Raw genomic sequence first — 22,416 nt, 5'->3', positions numbered from 1 at the left:
TCTAAATGAGGTAAGGCACGATGTGGACTACATCGTTGATAGGCCGGAGGTGGAAGCACGGTAACGTGTGTAGCTGACCGGTACTAATCCGCCGAGGGCTTGACCTTAACATGTTTATGCAAGGCTTAGCTTGTTCCACTCTCTCGTTGTTCAGTTTTGAAGGTGTAGATTGATATGCGCCTTTAGCTCAGTTGGTAGAGCAACTGACTCTTAATCAGTGGGTCCCCGGTTCGAATCCGTGAAGGCGCACCAAGCGGCCCGTTGGTCAAGCGGTTAAGACGGCGGCCTCTCACGCCGCAAACGTGGGTTCGATTCCCGCACGGGTCACCAGTTTTTTAGAATGTTTTCCTTGACATTTCCTCTTAAATGAATATAATATCTTATCGTTGAGAAGAACGGTAAGGAGAAGAAAGTTTTTGAAAGTTTCTTTTGCTTACTTTTCTTTTCGAAGAAGAGTAAGTCGGTGTTGATTGCGGTGAGGGTCCACCCGTTCCCATTCCGAACACGGCAGTTAAGCTCATCTGCGCCGAAAATACTTGGCTGGCGACGGCCCGGGAAGATAGGTAACGCCGACACAAAAAAGAAGGTCTGGTCTGACCAGACCAGACCTTCTTTCATATTCCTCAATAGCTCAGTCGGTAGAGCATGCGGCTGTTAACCGCAGGGTCGTTGGTTCGAGTCCAACTTGGGGAGCCATGAAGCGGCTTGCCGCCACGTAGCCGTGACGGCAAGCCCCATTTGTATCAAACACGGAACACGGCAGATGGGCCTTTAGCTCAGTTGGTTAGAGCAGCCGGCTCATAACCGGCCGGTCCCGGGTTCGAGTCCCCGAAGGCCCACCACATAGGGGTATAGCTCAGCAGGTAGAGCAGCGGTCTCCAAAACCGCGTGCCGAGGGTTCGATTCCTTCTGCCCCTGCCAGAGAGAAACAGCACTACGCTGTGTCCTATACAAAAGATGGCGCGGTAGTTCAGTTGGTTAGAACGCCGGCCTGTCACGCCGGAGGTCGAGGGTTCAAGTCCCTTCCGCGTCGCCATCGTGGGGTGCAATCGCGCCTCATATGCTGCTGTAGCTCAGGCGGTAGAGCGCATCCTTGGTAAGGATGAGGTCTCCAGTTCGAATCTGGATAGCAGCTCCAGAAAACACCTGAAATTTTCGGATTTCAGGTGTTTTTTGTTGCGAATTCCGATTTTCTGTGTGGGTCAAAATGTGGGTCAACCGCCTGACCCACACCGTGACCCACACGCCGAAAGGGCTGGAAAGGATTCAAGCGCACCGGATGGGATGACCCGCCCGGTGTGCCTGTTTTTCTTCTGCGTTACATGACCTGTTCCATGAAGATTCCCATGGTCTGGGCGGCTTCGTCCTGCTTTTGCCTTGTGGCGTGAGTGTAGGTGCGGAGAGTGAAGCCTGCATCAAAGTGCCCCAGCATAGAGGATACCGTTTTCACGTCCACGCCGTTTTGCAGGGCTGTGGTGGCGAAGGTATGCCGCAAATCATGAAACCTAATGTGAGGCAGTCCGGCGTCCTTCAGGATCTTCTTGTGAAGGTTTACCACGCTGTCCGGGTGGTACAACTCTCCGGTGAGGGGAGAGGGGAACATATACGGATTATCTGGATGCCGGGCATGTTCTTGGACCAGCAGATCTACCGCAGTTTGAGGGATAGACACCAGCCGAACCGAATTCTCTGTCTTGGGTCTTGTAAGCTCCAAGCTTCTGTCCGGATTGCGGACGTTGGGCTTGGCGTAGAGTTCATACCACGTCCGCAGCCAGCTTGCCACGGTGTACTCATCCGCTGCTCTGCTGACGTCTAAACCGTTGGTTTCTTCAAGCGCTTTCTTGAGTTTTTCCTTGACCTCCCCTTGGGTTTTACCCAGCACATTCTTGATAATCCGCTTGCCAGTCTTGGCGTCATATCCGGCGGTGTACCGCCCCTCCCACCGGCCATCCTTCCTTTTTCTGATATTTCCCTCGCCGTTGGCTCGCTTCTTTGCCATGGTGCTCGCCTCCTTTGTAACGACACAACATACCGCAGAAAGAGAAAACTATCCAGGGGCACGGCGCAGAGTTATCAAACAATTCACATTTTTTCGGGGTCTTTTTCTTTGTTTTGCGGCGCAATTTTTGATGGATGTCGCACTGAGACCTGGTATCCTGAATCTATGCCAAAAACGACCGCTATCCCCGAGGTGAACCCCGCAGGTTCACCTTTACAGCCCTGATTTCATGCGGCTTTGAGGGCGCAATCCTCCAATTCCGACCACTCGTGACCCCCGAAGTGAGCCAAACCGACCACCTATGATCCCCACCCTGCAAATCTCGCAAACCGTTGTCCCGCCCCGCGTTGCGGGGCGGTGTGGCCCGGCCGGGGGTCGCAAGCGACCCCCGGCCTTTATCCTGCACTATTTTCGACCCCTCGGTTCACCCTTTGGTGGGGTGAAAACCTCTTACTCCTTTGCTCTTTCAATTTCCGGCACACAGCCCCAACACGGCGTTGAAAGCCAGCCAGTGCACGGCGGGGGTGTTGCCCTGCCGGTTAAAGGCCCGCACAGTGGCTCACAGGCGGTCAAGCGGGGCTTTCCCGCTCTGCCAGGAGTTGTGCCACCCGCTGCCGCTCCGCCGCCAATTCCAATTCTTTCATCTGGCGGGCGTAGTGTTCGTCGATCATCTCCTGGATGGGGCGGAGAGTGAAGCGCAGATTCCCGTTGCGTTTTTCTCCTGTCTTGGTGGTGACCTCAGTCGGCTCGGTGGTAATGATGCCACGTTCCTCCAGTTGACGGATGTACTTGCGCACGGTGTTCCCGCTCATGTTCACTGCCTTCCCGATAGTTTTGCAGCTTGGCCAGCACTGGTGGGTCTTGCGATTCTCGCACCGCCGCAGGAAACTATACACGGCCAAACCACCAGCGTTCAGTCCCCAGAGAAAAATCTCATTGGGCAGGAAGAAACCATTCCTGTAATTGCCGTACTTCATTGTCCACCTCCTGTGTGCTCATTCACCCATTGGATAAACTGCTCCTTGGGTACTACCATGCGGCTACCAATCTTCAGCACCGGGAAGCCCGACTCGTGCATCAGCTCATAGCCTGACGATGGGGATACTCCCAGTACTTTTGCCATCATTTCCGCATTGAGAAACAGCGGCAGGTCATCGTAGTTTTTGTAGGTAGATTCTTTCATAATGCCAACCTCCAAATCTTATCCTCTCTTCTTTAAGCCGAGGACCCTTATCACGCAACATAGAACTGACATACTCTCATTCGTCCGCTCGTTTTGACTCTCTGTTTTCTATTGCGGAAAATGTATCCTTTTGACACACTTTTGACAGAAAAACGGAGCGCCTGCTTTATCAGCAGACGCTCCGTTTGAGACTGGGTAAATTCAAAATTTTACTGGTTTCCGCAGGCGGCATTTGCCCTCCGCCTCGTCCCGCTCCTTCAACAGATGTGCCAGGGCGGAGAGGAACTTCTTTTGCAGGTAATCCACGCTGCCCCGGTTGAGTAGATGGGCAGATGCGTACTTGCGAATGGAGAGGCCGTCTACAAACCGCTCCCGAAAGTAATCCCGGTAGTCCGCCAGAACTGTTTTCAGAGCGTTGTCCAGAAAACACAAATCTTCCTTCAGTTTACCGAAATCGCTTTTGGTAATGGCAGCATACCGCTTTTGGTTTACACAAAAGCGATACTTTTGCGAATCGAAGCTGTAGTTCTCGCAGAGCTCCTTGGCGTATGCGTGGTAGTTGGCGGCCTGCTGATACTCTCGGGAGTCATATTCTTCATCCATCTGCCGGGGCGGACTTTTGCGCACCGGCCCCCAGAATCCCTCATCCTCCAACCGCTCGATGGCGGCCTCTGAGATCTTCATGTTGGTCAGCCGCTTGTACTTGGCCCGTCTCTCCCCGCTCACCTCCACAAAAGCACAAAAAGACTTTTTGTTGGAGGTGTAGTACCTGGGGACATCCGCGAAGGGGTAGGTGGTCCAGATGACCGTTTCCTCGCCGTTGTCGGAGTCCGTGGCCAGGGAAATGACATAGACGACCTTGCCGTCATAGCGCCGGTAGTATCCCGCACAGATCCATCTGCCCGCCAATAAATCATCCTCCCTTTTGTTTACCACAGGGCAATTTTTGATGCTGTGTCCTGCCTCTACGGCGCGAAGCGGTAGCCGATCCCCCAGACGGTCTGGATGTAGTCTTTGCCGGAGGAAGCCAGTTTTCTCCGCAGAAACTTGATGTGAGAGCGCACCGACTCATCCACATTGAAATCGCTGTCGCATCCCCAGATCCGGGTATAGAGCTGTTCCCGTGTAAATACCTGCCCGGGATAGCTGGCCAGGAAATGCAGCATAGGTAAAGCCTTCATGTAAGGCGACTGCCGCCGCTAATGCGTCGGCGCTGTAATCTGGATTGATGACCGCCTCTCCGAAAGCGTCTTCATTGATGAGCGTGGGGGCCAGCTCGTAGAAGCGGTAGCCTCCGCCGCCTTGCCAGTTTTGGGACTTTGTAATGCCGCCGTTATCCTCACCGGCAATCACCTTGTCCAGCCGCAGTTTGCAGTGGGTGTAGGCATGGTCGCCCATCTCAACGCCGATATACCGGCGGCCCATCTTGTGGGCAACAGCGGCGGTGGTACCGGAACCGAGAAAACTGTCCAGCACAAGGTCGCCGGGGTTAGAGCCAATGCCAAGAATAACCTCTGCAAGTCTCTCAGGCTTCGGCGTGTCAAAAGATTTATCGCCTTCAAACAAGGCTTTTATTTCAGCTTTTGCATTTCTGTTACTGCCCGCAAATTGGAAACTCCATAGAGTTTCAGGCGGGCGAGAGGAATGTTCGTCTGCATAAATCTTATAGTATGGTGACCATCCGTTTCTACCATTGACCCACTCGATTAAGTCTGGATTTGCCCGAACTTTCTCCTGAGACCAACGCCAATTGCCATCACTACCATCTGTGCGAATAGGATACACTTCTGTTCCATCGGGCGCAATCATGGCATAGTACAAATTTGGACGAGCTTCCCGGGCATCATTTTTCCCCATTGCTCTAAGCGGCTTTAAATAATATTGCCGGCCATTCCCATCTTTCCTATTGTAGTGTTCGGGAATCTCATCTGTTTTAACTTGGTTAATCAAAACTTGTTCAATATTTCTCGCATAAACAAGGGTATGGTCATAACGAGTGGAAAAAAGTTTCGCATCCATATTGTCCCGTTTATGTGGAGTAATAGGCGTAAAATTTCAAGTCGTGCTTTCATCAGGCTCAGCCAAATGCTATGTTCCATATTGTCATCATATTTTTCAAACGCCGAACCAGTGTTATACGGTGGGTCAATATAGATACACTTTACCTGCCCGGCAAACTTTTTCTCTAATGCTTTTAAGGCAAGGAGATTGTCCCCGTGAATCAGCATATTCTCCGTGTTAGAGTCAAAGGCGGTATTGGACAGCGCCGTGTTTTCAATCAGCAGACGCGGTTCCACTTTAATAGGTTCGTCCTTGCCATACCATGTCAGTTCCAGCTTATTGGCCACCCTTCAACACCTCCAACTCCTTTTTTACCAATGATTCAAACTGGCTCGTCAGGTTAGAGCATACATCTTCATCCGGAACAGTATTCCAAGGTTTCAGCACTGTAGTGGGACTTGTGGCTATTGCCATGAAAATATCAGGGTGATTTATGTTGTTTTCAGTAATCTTTTTGATTGCAGAGTCTCGGCTAAAAGGATTTTTGCTCAACTCATGGTATGTATCGAGAATGTCCTGCTCTAAAGGAGTAATCGTGCATTTCTGTTTCAGCAGTTCGAGCACAAGACCTGCTGTATCCATTATAATTCCTCCGTTTTTTACGGTTCTGTTCTACTTGCTTGATGCAATGTGTTCATCAAGCATAAACCTACAACAATTTTATTAAATTATAGCATTTGAAAACCAGTTTGTCTAATGAAAGCGTGATGTGACGGGTTTGGCATTTGGGGTAGACGCTTTTTTGTTTACTGCTACGCAAAATCTGAGTTGATCGCAAAAGGCATCTATCATATACCATTAAAGTGTTCTTTGATTGACCCACACCCTGACCCACACGAGGAAACGAGCGGGCGGAAATAATGGACACAAGAAGACGGAATAGTTCATATTTTCAGAGCAAATAGGACTGGAAAGTGTTAAAAATTAAGGGTTGGAAGGCCCTCAATCAGTTGGTAAGGATGAGGTCGGCAGTTCGAATCTGCCCAGCAGCTCCATAAAAACGCTCACATCGTTTGATGTGAGCGTTTTTATTGCAGTTGAAACGACTTAGTCCGTTTCATGGCCCAACAGCTTACGGGCAAAAGCCAGCAGCTCGGGGTCTACCGCCTGGGTCAGTTCCACACTCGTTACCTCCGGCACCTCTGCCCGCAGGATATCTTCAATCAGCCCCCGCGTGCTCAGATCAGCGGAGGGACAGCCGGAGCAGGCCCCCAGCAATTCCACCGACACGACTCCATCCGCATACCCGTCCAAGCGCACCTCGCCCCCATGGCTGCGCAGCATGGGGCGCACCTTTTCCTCTAGAATAGCCTCGATCCTCTGTTCCACGTTCATACACGGTCCTCCTTGTATTATAAAGTAGTAGTTATTAGAGCCCCTCTCCAAGGGCTATGTGCTACACTGTAAGGGATGCTGTGGATTGGTGTTGTCCTCCTACCAGAAGATGGTTTAAGAAAGGTTCCAACCACAGCCCTTTGCAGTTTTGTTAATCAGTTAAATACCGCCAGACGGTTTATGTGGAACAAGGCTACAAGAGCAAAGTGTTCTGTGGAGCAGCATCACAATCTTACCGTTGGAGGTTTTATCATGGTAGTTTCTGTTGGCATTGATGTCTCAAAGGACAAGCACGACTGCTTCATTCTCAACTCGGAAGGTGAAGTCCTGGCAGATGTGTTCACCATTCCCAACAACATGGATGGTTTTACCTGCCTGCTTCAGAAAATCCGGGACTGCACCACATCCCAGGACAAAATAAGAGTAGGGCTTGAGGCGACCGGACATTACAGCTACAACATCCTTGGGTTTCTTCTTGACAACGGTCTGGCCACCTATGTCTTGAACCCTTTGCGCACCAATCTCTACAGGAAAAGTCTCAGCTTAAGAAAGACAAAGACTGACCGTGTGGATGCACGAACGATTGCAGCTATGCTTCTGTCCGATGTAGGCCTCAAGCCCTACACAGACACAGCATACCACAATGAGGAGCTAAAGTCACTCACAAGATACCGTTTCGACAAGGTGAAAGAACGAGCCAAACTGAAATGCTCTGTTTCCAGGCTGGTCTGCATCCTGTTCCCAGAGTTGGAAAATCTGGTACCGTCCCTCCATGGGGCTTCTGTCTATGCCTTGCTGGAAGAGTTCCCTGGCGCCGTTCAGATCGCCGGGGCGCACCTGACACGACTGAAATCCCTTTTGACTGACGCCTCCAGAGGCCGTTACGGGCGGGACATGGCCCTGGACATCCGGGATGCTGCCAGGAATTCCATAGGCTCCAGAATGCCTGCCAAGTCCCTCGAATTGCAGCATACCATCCGGCTTATCCGGGAACTGGACGCTGAAATTGAGGAAATCGAAACAGAAATCCAAGCTATGATGGATGAACTGCACTCTCCGATCACGACCATTCCGGGCATTGGCTGTCGCATGGGGGCTATGATCCTTGCCGAGGTTGGGGACTTCTCCCGCTTTGAATCTCCCGACAAGCTGCTTGCCTATGCAGGGCTTTCACCATCGACCTACCAATCCGGACAGCTCAAGAACTGCTATCCGCACATGGAAAAACGCGGCTCCAGATACCTTCGCTACGCCATTTACAACGCCACCAAGTATGTCTGCTTATGGGACCCGGCCTTTGCGTCTTACCTTGCCAAGAAACGAGCGGAAGGCAAGCATTACAATGTTGCAATCTCCCACGCGGCCAAGAAACTGGTACGGCTCATCTTCGCTCTGGAGAAGTCCAGACAACCGTACCGTCTGGTAGCCTAACTTACTCTTGCTGGCATCCGGGGTCCTAACGGACCTCTACTTTGATATACTTTTTTTGAACCATCTGTTTTTGTACCACCGCCATTCATTTTGGGGGTTGACTTCTAATAGTTAATCTGTCTTTTTGATGACTTCCGAACTCCTGATAAAGCCATTATACTATATTTTTCCATGGGTGGAAAGGAAAAGTTAGAGGGCCCGCCATTATTTAGGGAGTGGCTGGAGCGCCCGGACGGTCAGAACCTGGTCCTGCACCGAAAAACGGATGTTGAGGCCGGCGAAGTCCAGTCCATACACCCGATCCGGGTCCTGCTGGTAGGGTGGGCGGGGGTCATGAGACAAAACGCCCAGCAGCGCCTCCCGCTTATCCAAGGGAACCCGGGAGAGCAATTCCTCCGGCACGCGGACCTCCAGGATGGGGCCGCCGTCGGGACCGGCAAAGCCGCCAGCGGCCCGGGGGTGGCTATCGGCGTAGGGGACATAGGGTTTGATGTCCAGAATGGGAGTGCCGTCCATCAGGTCCGCTCCCGTCACATGGAGCAGCGGTCCCAGTTCGGGGTGCAGTTCAATCTGCTCCAGCCGGACGGAGGACAGACCAATGGGGTTGGGTCGGAACGGAGAGCGGGTGGCAAATACCCCCATGCGCACATTGCCGCCCAGGCGGGGCGGGCGCACCGTGGGAGACCAGTCCTCCCGGACGCTGGCGGAAAACTGCCAGATCAGCCAGATGTAATCAAAGCCCTCCAGCCCCCGCAGTGCATCGGGATTGCGGAACTCCGGCTCAAACACCACGGTGGAGCGCAGAGCCTGAACCAGCCCACTCTGGCGGGGAATGCCGAATTTAGTGGGAAAATCGCTGCGAATACGGGCGATGCTCTTCATAGGGGGGAGCGTCATGGGGGACACCTCGCTTTCCTAAGGTCGATTGTACCTGATTGGACGGGAAAATGCAAATGCCGGTCGGCAGAGCAGATCAAAAGAGCAGACGGACCGGCCGGCCCCGAGGGCCGGCCGGTCCGTCTGCTCTTATTACCGTTGCGTTTGGCACCACCGGACGAATTCCAGAGGGAACTGGCTCCGCCGGGCGGCCTCCTCCTCGCTGAGACCCTGGTCCAAAAACCGCAGGACCACCGTCTTCATGGATTCGCCCAGTTCGATGATGTGGCCGTCCGGGTCATAGAACCGCAGTACCCGCTGGCCCCAGGGGTACTCCTTCACCTCGTGGAGCAGCTCCACCCCCGCGGCCCGGACCCGGCTCACGTCGGCGTCGAAGAATTCGCTTTCAAAGTAGAGCTCGGCATTGTGGGAGCGGTAGACCGTGCGCTCCTCCGGAAAGCCCACCAGCCCGGCAAACCCCTCCTGAAGCGTGGGGCCGCCCTCGAACACCAGGTTGGCGCCCAGATCCAGGGCGACCTTCCGGCCCAGCACCGTCTCATAAAAGGGCCGGGATACGGCCATCGAGCGCACGGCGAACAAAACGCCTTGAAATTCCATATGGGATCACACCTCCTTCGTGATAAGACAAAGCAAGTATACTCTAGAGCTTCAGCGGTTCCTTGTAAAAAGCGGACATCCCCGCCCGGTACTGGCCGGGCGACACCCCGCAGACCGCCTTGAAATCGTGGATGAAGTGGGCCTGATCAAAGTAGCCCAGCTCCTGGGCCAGACGGGTGAGGGAGGGCGCGCCGGCCTGGAGACAGCGGACGGCCCGGTTGATGCGCAGGACCCGGACAAAGGCATGGACGCCCAGCCCCGCCTCGGTCCGCAGCAGGCGGGACAGGTGGCGGATGCTGTAGCCGGTCTCCTGGGCCAGGGCCCCCGCGGGGGCGGAACAGGGGGAGGCGGCCAGATGGTCCAGCAGGGGTACGGCGGGGGACAGAGCCGGGCAAAGGGCCAGCAGGCCCCGGTCCAGCGCCTGCACAAAGCCGTCCAGGTCGGGGCTCCGCAGAAAGCACGCCTCCGCCAGGGCATACAGCCCGGGGGAGAGCTGGGCCAGCGGCCAAACCCGGTCAGCCAGCTCCCACTGCGGCACGCCGGTAAAGGCCCGGAGCCCGCCCGGCTGGAACTCCACAAAGAACCGGGGCGGGCCGGACCCCAGATCGTTGGCCACGGTGACGGTCCGGGTGGTGGGGCCGTAAGCCCGGGCGTCCAACAGCCCCTCCCCCAGGGTAAACACCAGACAGCCGCTGGCGTCCGGGATCAGGGTCAGCATTCCGGGGGCAGGCGGCGGGGGGACGGGTGCGGACAGACAGAGGGTATAATGGGCCACAAAGGGCCGCAGGGCCGGGTGAGGGCGCAGGTAGAGGTGGGTGAGGGACCGGGCCGCGCAGATGCCGTCCCGATCCCGAAAGACAAGAGCCTCCAAAATATCACCCCCCATTTTGTCCATCCTAACACATCCGCACCCACTATACAAGCCGGAGAAAATAAGGTAAAATAGGAGGCACGACAACCCGAGGGAGGCGGCCCAATGAACGAAATCCTGTACAGCCTGTACGACCGGCGGTCGGTGCGGGCCTTTGAGGACCAGCCGGTGGCGGAGGAGCAGAAGCGGATGGTGCTGGACGCCGCCGCCCAGGCCCCCAGCGCCGGCTGCCAGCAGCTCTATACCATTCTGGACATCACCGACCCGGCCCTCAAGGAGCGGCTGGCCGAGACCTGCGACCACCAGAGCTTCATCGCCCGGGCACCGGTGGTGCTGATCTTCTGTGCCGACTGCCTCAAGTGGTTCGACGCCTATGTGGAGGCGGGCTGCACGCCCCGTCAGCCCCGGGCGGGCGACCTGCTGCTGGCCGTGGACGACGCCCTCATTGCCGCCCAGAACGCTGTGGTAGCCGCCCAGAGCCTGGGGCTGGGGTCCTGCTACATCGGGGACATCATGGAGCAGTACGAAGAGCACCGGCGCCTGCTGAAGCTGCCTGCATGGGTGTTCCCGGCCTGTATGCTGGTGCTGGGCTGGCCCACCCGACAGCAGCGCGAGCGTCCCAAACCGGCGCGGTTTGCACAAAAACACATTGTCCACGAGAACGCCTATCGCCGGATGGCGGGGCCCGAGCTGCGGGAGATGTTCGCCGGACGCACCGGCGGGCAGTCCTTCGAGGCCTGGATGAGCGCTTTTTGTAGGCGGAAATACGACTCGGACTTCTCCCGGGAGATGAGCCGGTCGGTGGAGGAATACCTGAGAGATTTTGAGGAGGAAGAGTCATGATCCAGATCTATTGCGGAGACGGCAAGGGTAAGACCACCGCGGCCATGGGCCTGGCGGTCCGGGCGGCGGGCCGGGGCAATCCGGTGGTCATCGCCCAGTTTTTAAAGAGCGCCGACAGCGGAGAACGGCTGATTCTAGGCAAGCTGTCGGGCGTGACCCTGCTGGAGATCCCCGACGAGATGAAGTTCGTCTTTGCCATGAATGAGGAAGAAAAACGGGCCGAGCGGGAGCGGCAGACCGCCCTGTTCGAAAAGGCCGCCGCGCTGTCCGAGCTCAACGGCGCGGGGGTGCTGGTGCTGGACGAGCTGTGCTCTGCCGTCTCCACCGGCATGGTGCCCCTGGAGCTGGTCACCGCCTTTCTGGACCGCCGCCCGGCGGAGCTGGAGGTGGTCATCACCGGCCGGGACCCCGCAGCCGAGCTGGAGCGCCGGGCCGACTACATCACCGAGATGAAAAAGCGCAGACATCCCTTCGACCAGGGCCAGGCGGCCCGAAAAGGAATTGAATGGTAGGAAACAGAGCCGGAGGCCCGTTGGGCCTCCGGCTCTATTTCTCCGGGTGGAGGACAGATGTGCGGCATAAGAAAATGTTATAGGGAAAATGCAAAAAACTTTCAGACAAATATCGAAAGATTTGTTGCATTTTTTCGTATGAATGTTATAATAGTTTCTGCTGAAGCAATGAGGCTGTAGAAGTGAAAAAGGAGGACCCTTTCATGGCAAAAAAATACGTATATCAGTTTTCTGAGGGCAATGGCTCCATGCGGGAGCTGCTGGGCGGCAAGGGCGCCAACCTGGCCGAGATGACCAACTTGGGCATGCCCGTTCCCCAGGGTTTCACCGTCACCACCGAGGCCTGTACCCAGTATTATAACGACGGGCGCGCCATTCGCGCCGAGATCCAAGCCGAGATCCTGGAGCACCTGACCAAGCTGGAGGAGATCACCGGCAAGCAGTTCGGCCAGCCCGCCAACCCCCTGCTGGTGTCGGTCCGCTCCGGCGCCCGGGCCTCCATGCCCGGCATGATGGACACCATCCTCAACCTGGGACTCAACGACACCGTGGTGGAGGGCCTGGCCGCCTTTACCAGCAACCCCCGTTTTGCCTACGACTCCTACCGCCGCTTTATCCAGATGTTTTCCGACGTGGTCATGGAGCTGTCCAAGAAGCGCTTTGAAGAGATCATTGACGCCAAGAAAGCGGAAAAGGGGGTCAAGCTGGACACCGAGCTGGACACCGACGATCTGAAGGACCTGGTGGTCCGGTTCAAGAAGTTCTACCGGGACGAAAAGGGAGAGGACTTCCCCCAGGACCCCCATGTGCAGCTCATGGAGGCCGTCAAAGCCGTGTTCCGCTCCTGGGATAACCCCCGGGCCAACGTCTACCGCCGCATGAACGAGATCCCCTACGACTGGGGCACCGCCGTCAACGTCCAGTCCATGGTCTTCGGCAACTCCGGCGACAGCTCCGGCACCGGTGTGGCCTTCACCCGCAATCCCGCCACCGGAGAGAAGGCCCTGTTTGGCGAATACCTCATCAACGCCCAGGGCGAGGACGTGGTGGCCGGCGTGCGCACCCCCTCCCCCATCTCCAAGCTCCATGAGGAGATGCCCGCGGTCTACGACCAGTTTGCCGCCATCGCCAATAAGCTGGAGCAGCACTATAAGGATATGCAGGACATGGAGTTTACCATCGAGAACGGCAAGCTCTATATGCTCCAGACCCGCAACGGTAAGCGCACTGCCGCCGCCGCCCTGAAGGTGGCCGTGGATCTGGTGGACGAGGGCATGATCTCCGAAAAAGAGGCCGTGCTCCGGGTGGAGCCCAAGCAGCTAGACTCCCTGCTCCATCCCCAGTTCGACGCCGAGGCCCTGAAGAAAGCCGCCGTCATCGGCAAGGGCCTGGCCGCCTCCCCGGGCGCCGCCTGTGGTCAGGTGGTGTTTACCGCCGAGGACGCCAAGCAGTGGCATGACGCGGGCAAAAAGGTGGTCCTGGTCCGGCTGGAGACCTCCCCCGAGGACATCGAGGGCATGCAGGTGGCCCAGGGCATCCTCACCGTCCGGGGCGGCATGACCTCTCACGCCGCTGTGGTGGCCCGTGGCATGGGTACCTGCTGCGTGTCCGGCTGCGGCGAAATTGTGGTGGACTACGCGGACAAAAAGTTTACCCTGTCGGGCCGGGACTACCACGAGGGCGACTGGATCTCCATCGACGGCTCCACCGGCAGCATCTACGGCGAGGCCATCCCCACCGTGCCCGCTGACGTGGCTTCCGGCGATTTCGGCCGCTTCATGGGCTGGGCCGATCAGTACCGCCAGCTCCAGGTCTACACCAACGCCGACACCCCCAGGGACGCGGCTCAGGGCCGGGCCTTCGGCGCTCAGGGCATCGGTTTGTGCCGCACCGAGCACATGTTCTTCGAGGGCGAGCGCATCAAGGCCATGCGGGAGATGATCGTGGCCGACAACACCACCGACCGCAAAAAGGCACTGGACAAGATCCTGCCATATCAGCAGGGCGACTTCGAGGGCATCTACGAGGCCATGGAGGGCTGCCCCGTAGTCATCCGTTTCCTGGACCCCCCCCTGCATGAGTTCCTGCCCACCAAGGAGGAGGACATCCGGGAGATCGCCGCCGAGTTGGGCATCACCGTGGAAAAGCTCCACAATGTCATCGACGGCCTCCACGAGTTTAACCCCATGATGGGCCACCGGGGCTGCCGGCTGTCGGTCTCTTACCCGGAGATTGCCGAGATGCAGACTACAGCCGTTATCAACGCCGCCATCTGCGTGCAGAAGAAGCACCCCGAGTGGAAGATGGTTCCCGAGATCATGATCCCTCTGGTGGGCGAGGTCAAGGAGCTCAAATTTGTCAAGGACATGGTGGCGGCCACCGCCGACCGGCTGATCGCCGCCTCCGGGCTGGAGATGCGGTATGAGGTGGGCACCATGATCGAGATCCCCAGGGCCGCTCTCACCGCCGACGAGATCGCCCGGGAGGCGGAGTTCTTCTCCTTTGGCACCAACGACCTGACCCAGATGACCTTCGGCTTCTCCCGCGACGACGCCGGCAAGTTCCTGGGCTACTACTACGACAACAAAATCTACGAGTCCGACCCCTTCGCCCACCTGGACCAGAAGGGTGTGGGCAAGCTGGTGGATATGGCTGTCAAGCTGGGTAAGACCACCCGCCCCGACATCCATCTGGGGATCTGCGGTGAGCACGGCGGCGACCCCACCTCGGTGGAGTTCTTCCACAAGACCGGCCTGCATTACGTATCCTGCTCCCCCTACCGGGTGCCCATCGCCCGGCTGGCCGCCGCCCAGGCTGCCATCAAGTTCCCCCGGTAAAAGAAAAACATGCCCAAGAAGCAAGCGTGCGCCGGAGCAATCTGGCGCACGCTTGTTGCGTTGAGGCCGAACCCGCGTCGTCTTTTGACGAAAGTCCACATAATATTGTTATGTCGCTTTAAAACTTGAAATGCGGCGGGATTGCGCCTTTACAGGGCCGGATGGTATGTGGTATAATGCACCAGAAATGCCGTGATGTGATATTTAAAATCGGAAAGGGGAGCGCCCGTTCGTGGACGAACTGAAGGAATTGAAGGAACGGCTCAGTCAGGAGCGGCCCGCCCAGTGGCGGGACCTGCCCGATATCGGGCTGTATATGGACCAGGTCGTCTCCTACATGCCCCGGCAGCTCATCTCCTATGCCGGGAGAGATGCTCTCACCCCGGCCATGGTCAACAACTACATCAAGGACGGACTGCTACCCCGGGCGGACGGGAAAAAATACGGCCGCACTCACCTGGCCTATCTCACCGCCATCTGCGCCCTTAAGCGGGTGCTCTCCGTCCGGGAGACCAAGGCCCTGCTCCACGCCGCCGCCGAGGGGGAGGAGGACTGGGCCCTGTACGCCAAATTTTTGGGCCAGATGGATATGGCTCTGGAGCGCACTGCCGACGCCCTGGACCCGGACACCCCCCGGGAGGAGCTGGCCGGGCTGGCCCTGAGTCTGGCTCTGCGCAGCTACGCCGACCAACTGGCCTGCCAGCGCATCCTGGACCTGATCGCGCCCCAGGAAGCCACCAAGGCGGAGCGGAAGCGGCGGGTCAAAGAGGGGTAGACCGATTTCAAAAGCTCAAATGTTCTTTTTATAATACAGGAGGGAATCAACCGAATGAGCCAATTTGTCATTGTCACCGACTCGTCCGCCGACCTGAGCCACGAGATGGTTCAGGCGCTGGGAGTGGAGGTGCTGCCCCTGGCCTTTACCATGGAGGGCAAGACCTACTACAATTACACGGATAACCGCGACATGGCCCCCAAGGAGTTTTACCGCCGGCTGGCGGCCGGCGCCGTGGCCACCACCAACGCCGTCAATGTAGGGCAGGCCATCGAGGGCATCGAGCCCCTGCTCCAGGCCGGGAAGGATGTGCTGACGCTGGCCTTTTCCTCCGGCCTGTCCGCCACCTACAGCTCCATGCAGATCGCCGTGGACGAATTGGCTGAAAAGTACCCGGAGCGGAAGGTGTACGCCGTGGACACCCTGTGCGCCTCCCTGGGCCAGGGGCTTATCCTCTATCTGGCCGCGGGGCTTCAGAAGCAGGGAAAAAGCATCGAGGAGGTCCGGGACTGGGTCGAGGCGAACAAGCTCCACATCTGCCACTGGTTCACCGTGGATGACCTGATGTACCTGAAGCGGGGGGGCCGGGTCTCCGCCGCCACCGCCGTGGTGGGCACCATGCTCCAGATCAAGCCGGTCATGCACGTGGACGATGAGGGGCATCTCATTAACGTCAGCAAGGCCCGGGGCCGGAAGGCCTCCCTGGACGCTCTGGTGAAAAAGGTGGGGGAGACCGCCACCGACCCGGCGAGCCAGACCATGTTCATCAGCCACAGCGACTGCGAGGCCGACGCCCGGTATGTGGCCGATCAGATCCAGGCCAAGTACGGCGCCAAAGAGATCATCCTCAACTACATCGGGCCGGTCATCGGCGCCCACACCGGGCCGGGCTGCGTGGCGCTCTTCTTCGTGGGAGGGACGCGCTGATGGACCCGATCTGGCTGGAGGTGACGGTGGAGACCACCGAGCCCGAACTGGAGACCCTGGCCGCCCGCCTCACCATGAACGGGGCCACAGGCCTGGTCATCGAGGACGAGGAGGACTTCAAGACCTTTCTGGAACAGAACCGGCAGTACTGGGACTATGTGGACGACCAGCTCCTGGAGCGCATGAAGGGGGCGGCGCGGGTCAAGTTCTACGTCACCGACGACGCGGATGGGAAAAAGCAGTTGGAGACTTGGATGGCGGGCATCGACGCCCCCTATGCTACCGCCCGGCTTCGAGAGGAGGACTGGGCCACTAGCTGGCAGAAATACTACAAGCCCATGTCCGTGGGGGAGCGGCTCTACATCGTGCCCGAGTGGGAGAAGGGGGAGCCGGTCCCGGCGGGGCGCACCCCCCTCTACCTGAACCCCGGCCTCATCTTCGGCACCGGTAGCCACGCCTCCACCCGCCTGTGCCTGGAGGGGGTGGAGACCTACGTCCGCCCGGGCGGGCGGGTGCTGGATCTGGGCTGCGGCAGCGGCATCCTCTCCATCGCCGCCCTACTGCTGGGCGCGGAGGAAGCCGCGGGGGTGGACATCGACCCCAAGGCCGTGGGCGTGGCCTATGAAAACGCCGCCATGAACGGCATCGGCGCCGGCCGCTATACCGTCCGTGCGGGGGACGTGCTCAGCGACCGGGCCCTGGCTGCCGAGCTGGCCCAAAAGCGATACCAACTGGTATTGGCCAACATCGTGGCCGACGTCATCATCCCCCTCTCCGCCCAAGTGCCGGGCCTGCTGGAGCCCGGCGGGATGTTCCTGTGCTCCGGCATCATCGACACCCGGGCCGACGAGGTCCGCACCGCCCTGGTGAGCCACGGGCTTCGGGTGACGGAGAAGAAGGAGCGGGACGGCTGGGTGGCCTTTGCCGCCACACGGTAAAAAGGACGCGGGGCGTTTCCGGACCTTCCGGGAACGCCTTCTCTTTTGTCCGCAGAAATGATATAATACATTATTATCCTGTTTTGAGGTGAAGTCCATGAAGGCAGTGGTCAAGCGGGTGGAGTTCCCCGCCGGACGGCGGATTTTGGCCGTCAGCGACATCCACGGCAACCTGCCCTGGTTCCGGGCCCTGCTGGACAAGGCGGGCTACACCGGGGACGACATTCTAGTGCTGGTGGGAGACCTGGTGGAGAAGGGGGCGGACAGCCTGGCCACCCTGCGGTATATCATGGAGCTCTCCGCCGCCCACACGGTGTACGCCCTGTGCGGCAACTGCGACAATCTGGCTGTGGACTTTGCCTACGGCGGCGGGGAGCTGGGCCGGGACTTCTACCGGTTTTACCTCAGCGTGTGGAAGGAGCGGGCCCTTATTTTGCAGATGGCGGCCGAGGCCGGCATCCGGGTAGAGGGCCCGGGGGACCTGCCCCGACTGCGGGAAAGGCTGCTGGAGTCCTTCCGGCCCGAGCTGGCGTTCCTGCGGGGCCTGCCCACCATTTTAGAGACCGGGCACTTTGTCTTTGTCCACGGCGGGGTGCCCTCCTACGAGGCCATGGAGGAGCTGGACGCCTGGCGGTGCATGAAGAACGACGACTTCATGAGCCAGGGGTACTCCTTCCCCAAATACTGCGTGGTGGGACACTGGCCCGTCACCCTCTACCGGACGGATTACCCCTGCTGCAACCCCATCATCGACCGGAAGCGAAAGATCATCAGCATCGACGGCGGCTGCGTCCTCAAAAGCGACGGCCAGCTCAATGCCCTGGTGATTCCGGAGGGGGACAGCCGGGACTTTTCCTGGGTGAGCTACGACGACTGCCCGGTGGGAGTGGCTCTGGACCGGCAGGCGGAGAGCGCCGACCCGGTCATCGTCCACTGGACCGACCACGATGTGGAGGTGCTGGAACGGGGAGCGGAGTTCTCCCTGTGCCGCCACACCGCCACCGGACGGACCCTCCCGGTACTGACCAAATACTTGCGCAGGCGGGGGGAGCAGGAGTGGTGCGAGGACACCAGCGATTACCGCCTGGCGGTGGAGCCGGGGGACCGGCTGTCCATCGTGGAGGAGACCTCCCGGGGCCGCCTGGTAAAAAAGGACGGAGTCACCGGGTGGTACTTCGGGCGCCTGAAGGGACCGGAAAGGGAAGAAAAGATCCGGGAAAATGATTGACTTTTGAATATTTCATTGATATAATGCTAAAGCCGCTTTGAATGGGGACAACGAGGCGCCGCGCATCCCGGAGCAATTGGCCGTTGTGGAGGGTGCAAAGCGTGACAAAAAGTGAAGCTCGCACGCTTCCCCCTACGACAGCGAGCCCGTTATGAAGGAGTTGAAAACAACATGCATGCTATCATCGAGACCGGCGGAAAGCAGTACAAGGTGGCCGAGGGCGACACCCTCTTCATCGAAAAGCTGAACGCCGAGGCCGGCGAGGCCGTCACCTTCGACAAGGTCCTGGCTGTCGTGGACGGCGACAAGGCCACCTTCGGCACTCCCGTGGTGGAGGGCGCCAAGGTGGAGGCCAACGTAGTGAAGAACGGCAAGGGCAAGAAGGTCATGATCTTCAAGTACAATCCCAAAAAGGGCTACCGCCGCCGTCAGGGCCATCGTCAGCCCTACACCAAGGTGACCATCGGCAAGATCGAGGCTTAATTGTGATCGAAGTCACATTTTATTCCGAGGGCAGCCGCCTGACGGGCTTCACCGTCCAGGGACACAGCGGGCTGGCCGATCCGGGGGAGGACGTCCTCTGCGCCGCAGTTACCAGCGCCGTCCGGCTTGCCGAGTGCGCCGTCAACGACGTGCTGGGGCTGGAGGCCGCCGTCAAGGTGAAGGAAAAGGACGCGTCCATCTCCCTCAAGCTCCCCGGCGGACTGGGACAGACCAACGAGAGCACCTGTCAGACCCTTCTGACCGCCCTGATGGTCTACTGCGTCCAGCTCCACGAGGAGTACCCTGAAAATATCATCGTCTTAGACATGGAGGTGTAATACCATGCTGAATATCGGACTGCAGTTCTTCGCCCATAAAAAGGGCGTGGGCTCCACCCGCAACGGCCGCGATTCCAAGGCCAAGCGCCTGGGCGTGAAGCGGGGCGACGGCCAGTTTGTCCTGGCCGGCAACGTGCTGGTGCGCCAGCGCGGCACCCATATCCATCCCGGCGTCAACGTGGGCAGGGGCAGCGACGACACCCTGTTTGCCCTCAAGACCGGCAAGGTCAAGTTCGAGCGGCTGGGCAAGGACCGCAAGCAGGTCTCCATCATCGAGGAGATCGCGCAGTAAAATGGGCATACTAAGGGCCTCGAACGCGCGTCGTTCGGGGCCCTTTCTTTGACACATATCATGTAAGGAGGTGGCGGCAATGCCAGCATTCGTGGATACCGCCAAAATCACCGTCAAGGCCGGCAACGGCGGCAACGGGGCCGTGGCCTTCCACCGGGAAAAGTACGTGGCCGCCGGCGGGCCCGACGGCGGCGATGGAGGCCGGGGAGGAGACATCCTTCTCCAAGTGGACCGCCATATGTCCACCCTGATGGACTTCCGCTACAAGCGCAAATACGCCGCGGGCAACGGCATGGACGGACAGGGCAGGCGCTGCTCCGGCAAGGACGGGCAGGACCTGGTCATCAAGGTGCCCCTGGGCACCGTGGTGCGGGACGCCGACACCAATCAGATCATCTGCGACATGTCCTCCGCCCAGCCCTTTGTGCTGGCCCGGGGGGGCAACGGCGGCTGGGGCAACAAGCACTTCGCCACCCCCACCCGCCAGGTGCCCCGGTTTGCCAAGGCGGGGCTCCCCGGCCAGGAGCGCCAGGTGGTACTGGAGCTGAAGCTGCTGGCCGACGTGGGGCTGGTGGGTTTCCCCAACGTGGGCAAGTCCACGCTGCTCTCCGTGGTGTCCAAGGCGCGGCCCAAGATTGCCGACTACCACTTCACCACCCTGTTCCCCAACCTGGGTGTGGTCTACGTGGAGGAGGGGGTCTCCTTCGTCATGGCCGACATCCCCGGCATCATCGAGGGCGCCCACGAGGGGGCCGGGCTGGGGCACGACTTTTTGCGGCACATCGACCGCTGCCGCCTGCTCATCCACATGGTGGACGTGTCGGGCAGCGAAGGCCGGGACCCAGTGGCCGATTTCGAGGCCATCAACGAGGAGCTCCGGCAGTACAGCCCCACGCTGGCCTCCCGCCGGATGCTGGTGGCGGGCAACAAGGCCGACATCGCCGGGGACCGGACGCTGGTGGACCGGCTGCGCGCCCACGTGGAGGCCCGGGGGATGCCCTTCTTTGAGATCTCCGCCGCCACCGGCCAGGGGGTGCGGGAGCTGGTCTTCGCCGCCGCCCGGGAGCTGGAGAACCTGCCCCCCATCGCCGTCTACGAGCCGGACTACGTACCCGCCCCGCCGGAGATCGACACCTCCGGGGAGGTCCGCATCGTCCACGAGGACGACACCTGGATCGTGGACGGGCCCTGGCTCCAGCGGCTCATGGCCAACGTCAACTTCGGGGACTACGAGTCGCGGAACTGGTTCGACCGGATGCTCCGGGAGTCCGGCCTTTTCGACCGGCTGGAGGCTATGGGCATTCAGGACGGAGACACCGTGTCCCTCTACAATCTGGAGTTCGAGTACCGGAGATAGCGATAAAAAGCCGCGCACCCAATGGGTGCGCGGCGCTTTTTATGCGTCGTCCGGCAGCAGGGAACCCACCTCAAATTCCTGCATGCCCATGTAGCCCGGGGCGATCTCGTATTTCGAGAAGACCACCACCGGGCTTCCGGATTCATTGAGGTAGAAGGGCTGGTCGTCCCGGATGGACTGGAAGCCCTCAATGCCGTCCGAACCGTCAAAGTAGACGTTGGCCGGGTCCTGACTGCGCTCGTCGATACCGGCCCGGACAGCTTCATTGGCGATGCGCCTCCAGTCGGGGCCCAGCAGGTCCCGGAGAGTCAGTTCACGGCCGGTCTCCAGGTCGATGTTGTAGGCGTAATACTCGGTGTAGGCGTTGGCCAGGGTCTCGGTCTTGGTGAGGACGAAGGACAGGTAGTGTCCGTTTTGGCACTTGATCTCGTAGTCCACGTCGATGATGATGGGGATAAAGTCCTCCGCCTGGCCGCCGGTGGCCACAAAGGCCTCCTTGTCCGCCCGGGCCCGAGCCTCCGCCTCGTCCAGCACCTGCTGGATGCGGGTGGAGATCTCGGTATTGACGCGCTGCTCCAGGTCGGTGTTGCCGGTGTTCTCCAGGGCGGGCAGGCGCACGTCGATGAGGTGCTCCTTGTCCTCGATCCGGTATTCCCGCACGGTGACCACCCGGGCCAGGGCGCCCAGCACCGGGACGGCCTCCACCGCCTGGGCAAAGGTGGGGCTGACGTTCAGCAGCAGCACGAAGCAGGCGCAGCAGGACGCCAGCACCGCCGCCGTGCGGCGGAGGCCATCCCGGGAGCGCCGCTTCCGGTCCCCGGCCCGAATGGCCGAGGCTACGGCAAAATCCAGCTCCGCCGGGAGCTCCACTTCTTTATAGCGCGCCCTGGCGCGCTCCATCTGCCGGTTCATCACTGACCTCCTCTCCTGTCATGTCCCGCAGCTTTTTCAGAGCCTTATACAGCCGGGACTTTACCGTGTTCAGATTGGTATCGGTGACCTGTGCGATCTCCTCCAGCTTCAGGTCCTCAAAAAACCGCAGGCGCACCACCGCCTGCTCAGCGTCGCTGAGGGCCTCGATGGCGGCGTGGAGGTCCAGCCGCTCCGCTGGGTCCGGGTCCTCGGCCCCCCGGTCCCAGACGGCGTCCTCCAGGGAGAGGAGCCGCTGGTTCCTGCGGAAATAGTTCATGCTCTCATTGAGCAGGATGCGGTAGAACCAGGTCCTGAGGTAGGCGGGCTCCCGGAGGGAGTCGATCTTGGTCAGCGCCTTGACGATGGACTCCTGCACCACGTCCAGAGCTGCGTCCCGATTCTTGACGTAGCTGTAGGCCAGGCGGTAGAAGTCGGCCTGTCCCGCCGTGATATAGTCCACCAAAAGCTGGCGGTTGTGGGCGGTATGGATGTTCAAGCCGGGGCTCACCTCCTGGATGCGTTCTGTTACTTAGACCCGCCGCAGGGTCAAAAAGTTGCCGGGGCCGCAAAAGTTTTGAAAAAAGGGCTCGGAGACGCGCT

The 22,416-nt window shown here is 59.1% G+C and carries 26 protein-coding genes, 7 tRNA genes and 2 rRNA genes; 21 read left to right on the top strand and 14 right to left on the bottom strand.

Annotated features, from left to right (window positions below; genetic code table 11):
* The 9 genes from BN2154_RS16140 to BN2154_RS14935 form a co-directional block, all read left to right on the top strand.
* Window positions 1-107: ribosomal RNA gene (locus BN2154_RS16140) — 23S ribosomal RNA — on the top strand; the annotation flags it as partial.
* A 69-nt stretch (window positions 108-176) separates the two neighbouring features.
* Window positions 177-252, top strand: a tRNA-Lys gene (locus BN2154_RS14970).
* 3 nt (window positions 253-255) lie between these two features.
* Window positions 256-330: transfer RNA gene (locus tag BN2154_RS14965), tRNA-Glu, on the top strand.
* 129 nt (window positions 331-459) lie between these two features.
* Window positions 460-575, top strand: a 5S ribosomal RNA gene (gene rrf / locus BN2154_RS14960).
* 45 nt (window positions 576-620) lie between these two features.
* Window positions 621-696 (top strand) — tRNA-Asn (locus tag BN2154_RS14955).
* A gap of 69 nt (window positions 697-765) precedes the next feature.
* Window positions 766-842, top strand: a tRNA-Ile gene (locus BN2154_RS14950).
* Between the two features lie 3 nt (window positions 843-845).
* Window positions 846-921: transfer RNA gene (locus BN2154_RS14945), tRNA-Trp, on the top strand.
* Between the two features lie 38 nt (window positions 922-959).
* Window positions 960-1,036 (top strand) — tRNA-Asp (locus BN2154_RS14940).
* 26 nt (window positions 1,037-1,062) lie between these two features.
* Window positions 1,063-1,138: transfer RNA gene (locus BN2154_RS14935), tRNA-Thr, on the top strand.
* A 180-nt stretch (window positions 1,139-1,318) separates the two neighbouring features.
* Here the strand turns inward: BN2154_RS14935 and BN2154_RS14930 are convergent.
* From BN2154_RS14930 to BN2154_RS14895, 9 genes are all read right to left on the bottom strand, one after another.
* On the bottom strand, window positions 1,319-1,999 hold the full coding sequence (locus BN2154_RS14930) for a site-specific integrase (RefSeq protein WP_050619536.1): 681 nt from the start codon (window positions 1,997-1,999) through the stop codon (window positions 1,319-1,321).
* Window positions 2,000-2,568: 569 nt separating this feature from the next.
* A complete protein-coding gene (locus BN2154_RS14925; protein WP_050619535.1) occupies window positions 2,569-2,976 on the bottom strand; it encodes a helix-turn-helix domain-containing protein in 408 nt (135 codons plus the stop codon).
* The gene (locus BN2154_RS14920; RefSeq protein WP_050619534.1) at window positions 2,973-3,182 is read right to left on the bottom strand and encodes a helix-turn-helix transcriptional regulator; all 210 of its coding nucleotides are present in this window, start codon (window positions 3,180-3,182) and stop codon (window positions 2,973-2,975) included. Before BN2154_RS14920 ends, BN2154_RS14925 begins: the two co-directional genes overlap by 4 nt.
* A gap of 201 nt (window positions 3,183-3,383) precedes the next feature.
* Complete coding sequence (locus BN2154_RS14915; RefSeq protein ID WP_050619533.1) at window positions 3,384-4,091, bottom strand: hypothetical protein; 708 nt, start codon at window positions 4,089-4,091, stop codon at window positions 3,384-3,386.
* Window positions 4,092-4,147: 56 nt separating this feature from the next.
* Window positions 4,148-4,348 carry a winged helix-turn-helix domain-containing protein gene (locus BN2154_RS16195; protein ID WP_050619532.1) on the bottom strand — a complete coding sequence of 67 codons (201 nt, stop codon included), beginning with the start codon at window positions 4,346-4,348 and terminating at the stop codon, window positions 4,148-4,150.
* Window positions 4,251-5,201: a DNA methyltransferase gene (locus BN2154_RS15565; protein WP_094762538.1), complete on the bottom strand. Its 951-nt coding sequence runs from the start codon at window positions 5,199-5,201 to the stop codon at window positions 4,251-4,253. The genes BN2154_RS16195 and BN2154_RS15565 overlap by 98 nt, the downstream gene beginning before the upstream one ends.
* The gene (locus BN2154_RS16600) at window positions 5,129-5,530 is read right to left on the bottom strand and encodes a DNA methyltransferase (protein WP_050619531.1); all 402 of its coding nucleotides are present in this window, start codon (window positions 5,528-5,530) and stop codon (window positions 5,129-5,131) included. The genes BN2154_RS15565 and BN2154_RS16600 overlap by 73 nt, the downstream gene beginning before the upstream one ends.
* A complete protein-coding gene (locus BN2154_RS14900; RefSeq protein WP_050619530.1) occupies window positions 5,520-5,825 on the bottom strand; it encodes a hypothetical protein in 306 nt (101 codons plus the stop codon). Before BN2154_RS14900 ends, BN2154_RS16600 begins: the two co-directional genes overlap by 11 nt.
* 465 nt (window positions 5,826-6,290) lie before the next feature.
* Window positions 6,291-6,578: a NifU family protein gene (locus BN2154_RS14895; protein ID WP_050619529.1), complete on the bottom strand. Its 288-nt coding sequence runs from the start codon at window positions 6,576-6,578 to the stop codon at window positions 6,291-6,293.
* A 252-nt stretch (window positions 6,579-6,830) separates the two neighbouring features.
* On the opposite strand from BN2154_RS14895, the gene BN2154_RS14890 reads away from it, so the two are divergent.
* Complete coding sequence (locus BN2154_RS14890; RefSeq protein WP_050617779.1) at window positions 6,831-8,009, top strand: IS110 family RNA-guided transposase; 1,179 nt, start codon at window positions 6,831-6,833, stop codon at window positions 8,007-8,009.
* A gap of 204 nt (window positions 8,010-8,213) precedes the next feature.
* Here BN2154_RS14890 and tsaA read toward each other — a convergent pair whose 3' ends face one another.
* From tsaA to BN2154_RS14875, 3 genes are all read right to left on the bottom strand, one after another.
* Window positions 8,214-8,891: a tRNA (N6-threonylcarbamoyladenosine(37)-N6)-methyltransferase TrmO gene (gene tsaA, locus BN2154_RS14885; protein ID WP_242853771.1), complete on the bottom strand. Its 678-nt coding sequence runs from the start codon at window positions 8,889-8,891 to the stop codon at window positions 8,214-8,216.
* A 147-nt stretch (window positions 8,892-9,038) separates the two neighbouring features.
* Window positions 9,039-9,503, bottom strand: coding sequence for a VOC family protein (locus BN2154_RS14880; RefSeq protein WP_050619527.1), 465 nt, complete (start codon window positions 9,501-9,503; stop codon window positions 9,039-9,041).
* Window positions 9,504-9,546: 43 nt separating this feature from the next.
* On the bottom strand, window positions 9,547-10,374 hold the full coding sequence (locus tag BN2154_RS14875; protein ID WP_195892367.1) for a helix-turn-helix transcriptional regulator: 828 nt from the start codon (window positions 10,372-10,374) through the stop codon (window positions 9,547-9,549).
* Between the two features lie 105 nt (window positions 10,375-10,479).
* Here BN2154_RS14875 and BN2154_RS14870 point away from each other — a divergent pair, with 105 nt between their 5' ends.
* The 11 genes from BN2154_RS14870 to obgE all read left to right on the top strand — a co-directional run bounded on the left by BN2154_RS14870 (window position 10,480) and on the right by obgE (window position 20,904).
* Window positions 10,480-11,217 carry a nitroreductase family protein gene (locus BN2154_RS14870; protein ID WP_050619525.1) on the top strand — a complete coding sequence of 246 codons (738 nt, stop codon included), beginning with the start codon at window positions 10,480-10,482 and terminating at the stop codon, window positions 11,215-11,217.
* A complete protein-coding gene (locus tag BN2154_RS14865) occupies window positions 11,214-11,729 on the top strand; it encodes a cob(I)yrinic acid a,c-diamide adenosyltransferase (RefSeq protein ID WP_050619524.1) in 516 nt (171 codons plus the stop codon). The genes BN2154_RS14870 and BN2154_RS14865 overlap by 4 nt, the downstream gene beginning before the upstream one ends.
* Before the next feature lie 203 nt (window positions 11,730-11,932).
* Window positions 11,933-14,566 (top strand): pyruvate, phosphate dikinase, encoded by a 2,634-nt coding sequence (gene ppdK, locus BN2154_RS14860; RefSeq protein ID WP_050619523.1) that lies wholly within the window; start codon window positions 11,933-11,935, stop codon window positions 14,564-14,566.
* A 232-nt stretch (window positions 14,567-14,798) separates the two neighbouring features.
* A complete protein-coding gene (locus tag BN2154_RS14855; RefSeq protein ID WP_050619522.1) occupies window positions 14,799-15,341 on the top strand; it encodes a DUF1836 domain-containing protein in 543 nt (180 codons plus the stop codon).
* Window positions 15,342-15,395: 54 nt separating this feature from the next.
* Complete coding sequence (locus BN2154_RS14850) at window positions 15,396-16,268, top strand: DegV family protein (RefSeq protein WP_050619521.1); 873 nt, start codon at window positions 15,396-15,398, stop codon at window positions 16,266-16,268.
* Window positions 16,268-17,206 carry a 50S ribosomal protein L11 methyltransferase gene (prmA, locus tag BN2154_RS14845; protein ID WP_242853770.1) on the top strand — a complete coding sequence of 313 codons (939 nt, stop codon included), beginning with the start codon at window positions 16,268-16,270 and terminating at the stop codon, window positions 17,204-17,206. The genes BN2154_RS14850 and prmA overlap by 1 nt, the downstream gene beginning before the upstream one ends.
* 97 nt (window positions 17,207-17,303) lie before the next feature.
* Window positions 17,304-18,434, top strand: a complete 1,131-nt coding sequence (locus tag BN2154_RS14840) for a metallophosphoesterase (RefSeq protein ID WP_050619519.1) — start codon at window positions 17,304-17,306, stop codon at window positions 18,432-18,434.
* A gap of 171 nt (window positions 18,435-18,605) precedes the next feature.
* On the top strand, window positions 18,606-18,917 hold the full coding sequence (rplU, locus tag BN2154_RS14835; RefSeq protein WP_050619518.1) for a 50S ribosomal protein L21: 312 nt from the start codon (window positions 18,606-18,608) through the stop codon (window positions 18,915-18,917).
* Between the two features lie 2 nt (window positions 18,918-18,919).
* Entirely contained in the window at window positions 18,920-19,255 is a 336-nt protein-coding gene (locus BN2154_RS14830) for a ribosomal-processing cysteine protease Prp (RefSeq protein WP_050619517.1), read from the top strand.
* Window positions 19,256-19,259: 4 nt separating this feature from the next.
* Entirely contained in the window at window positions 19,260-19,547 is a 288-nt protein-coding gene (rpmA, locus tag BN2154_RS14825) for a 50S ribosomal protein L27 (protein WP_050619516.1), read from the top strand.
* 79 nt (window positions 19,548-19,626) lie between these two features.
* The gene (gene obgE / locus BN2154_RS14820; protein WP_050619515.1) at window positions 19,627-20,904 is read left to right on the top strand and encodes a GTPase ObgE; all 1,278 of its coding nucleotides are present in this window, start codon (window positions 19,627-19,629) and stop codon (window positions 20,902-20,904) included.
* A gap of 39 nt (window positions 20,905-20,943) precedes the next feature.
* Here the strand turns inward: obgE and BN2154_RS14815 are convergent, their stop codons facing one another.
* Together BN2154_RS14815 and BN2154_RS14810 are read right to left on the bottom strand one after the other, a co-directional pair.
* Window positions 20,944-21,816 (bottom strand): anti-sigma-V factor rsiV, encoded by an 873-nt coding sequence (locus BN2154_RS14815; RefSeq protein WP_050619514.1) that lies wholly within the window; start codon window positions 21,814-21,816, stop codon window positions 20,944-20,946.
* Window positions 21,779-22,312, bottom strand: coding sequence for an RNA polymerase sigma factor (locus tag BN2154_RS14810; RefSeq protein ID WP_050619513.1), 534 nt, complete (start codon window positions 22,310-22,312; stop codon window positions 21,779-21,781). Before BN2154_RS14810 ends, BN2154_RS14815 begins: the two co-directional genes overlap by 38 nt.
* Window positions 22,313-22,416: the final 104 nt, after the last annotated feature.

It is taken from the genome of Intestinimonas massiliensis (ex Afouda et al. 2020) (genome assembly GCF_001244995.1).
Classification (GTDB): domain Bacteria; phylum Bacillota; class Clostridia; order Oscillospirales; family Oscillospiraceae; genus Intestinimonas; species Intestinimonas massiliensis.
Note: the sequence above shows the minus strand (reverse complement) of the source record. Positions and strands in the feature narration are given on the sequence as shown.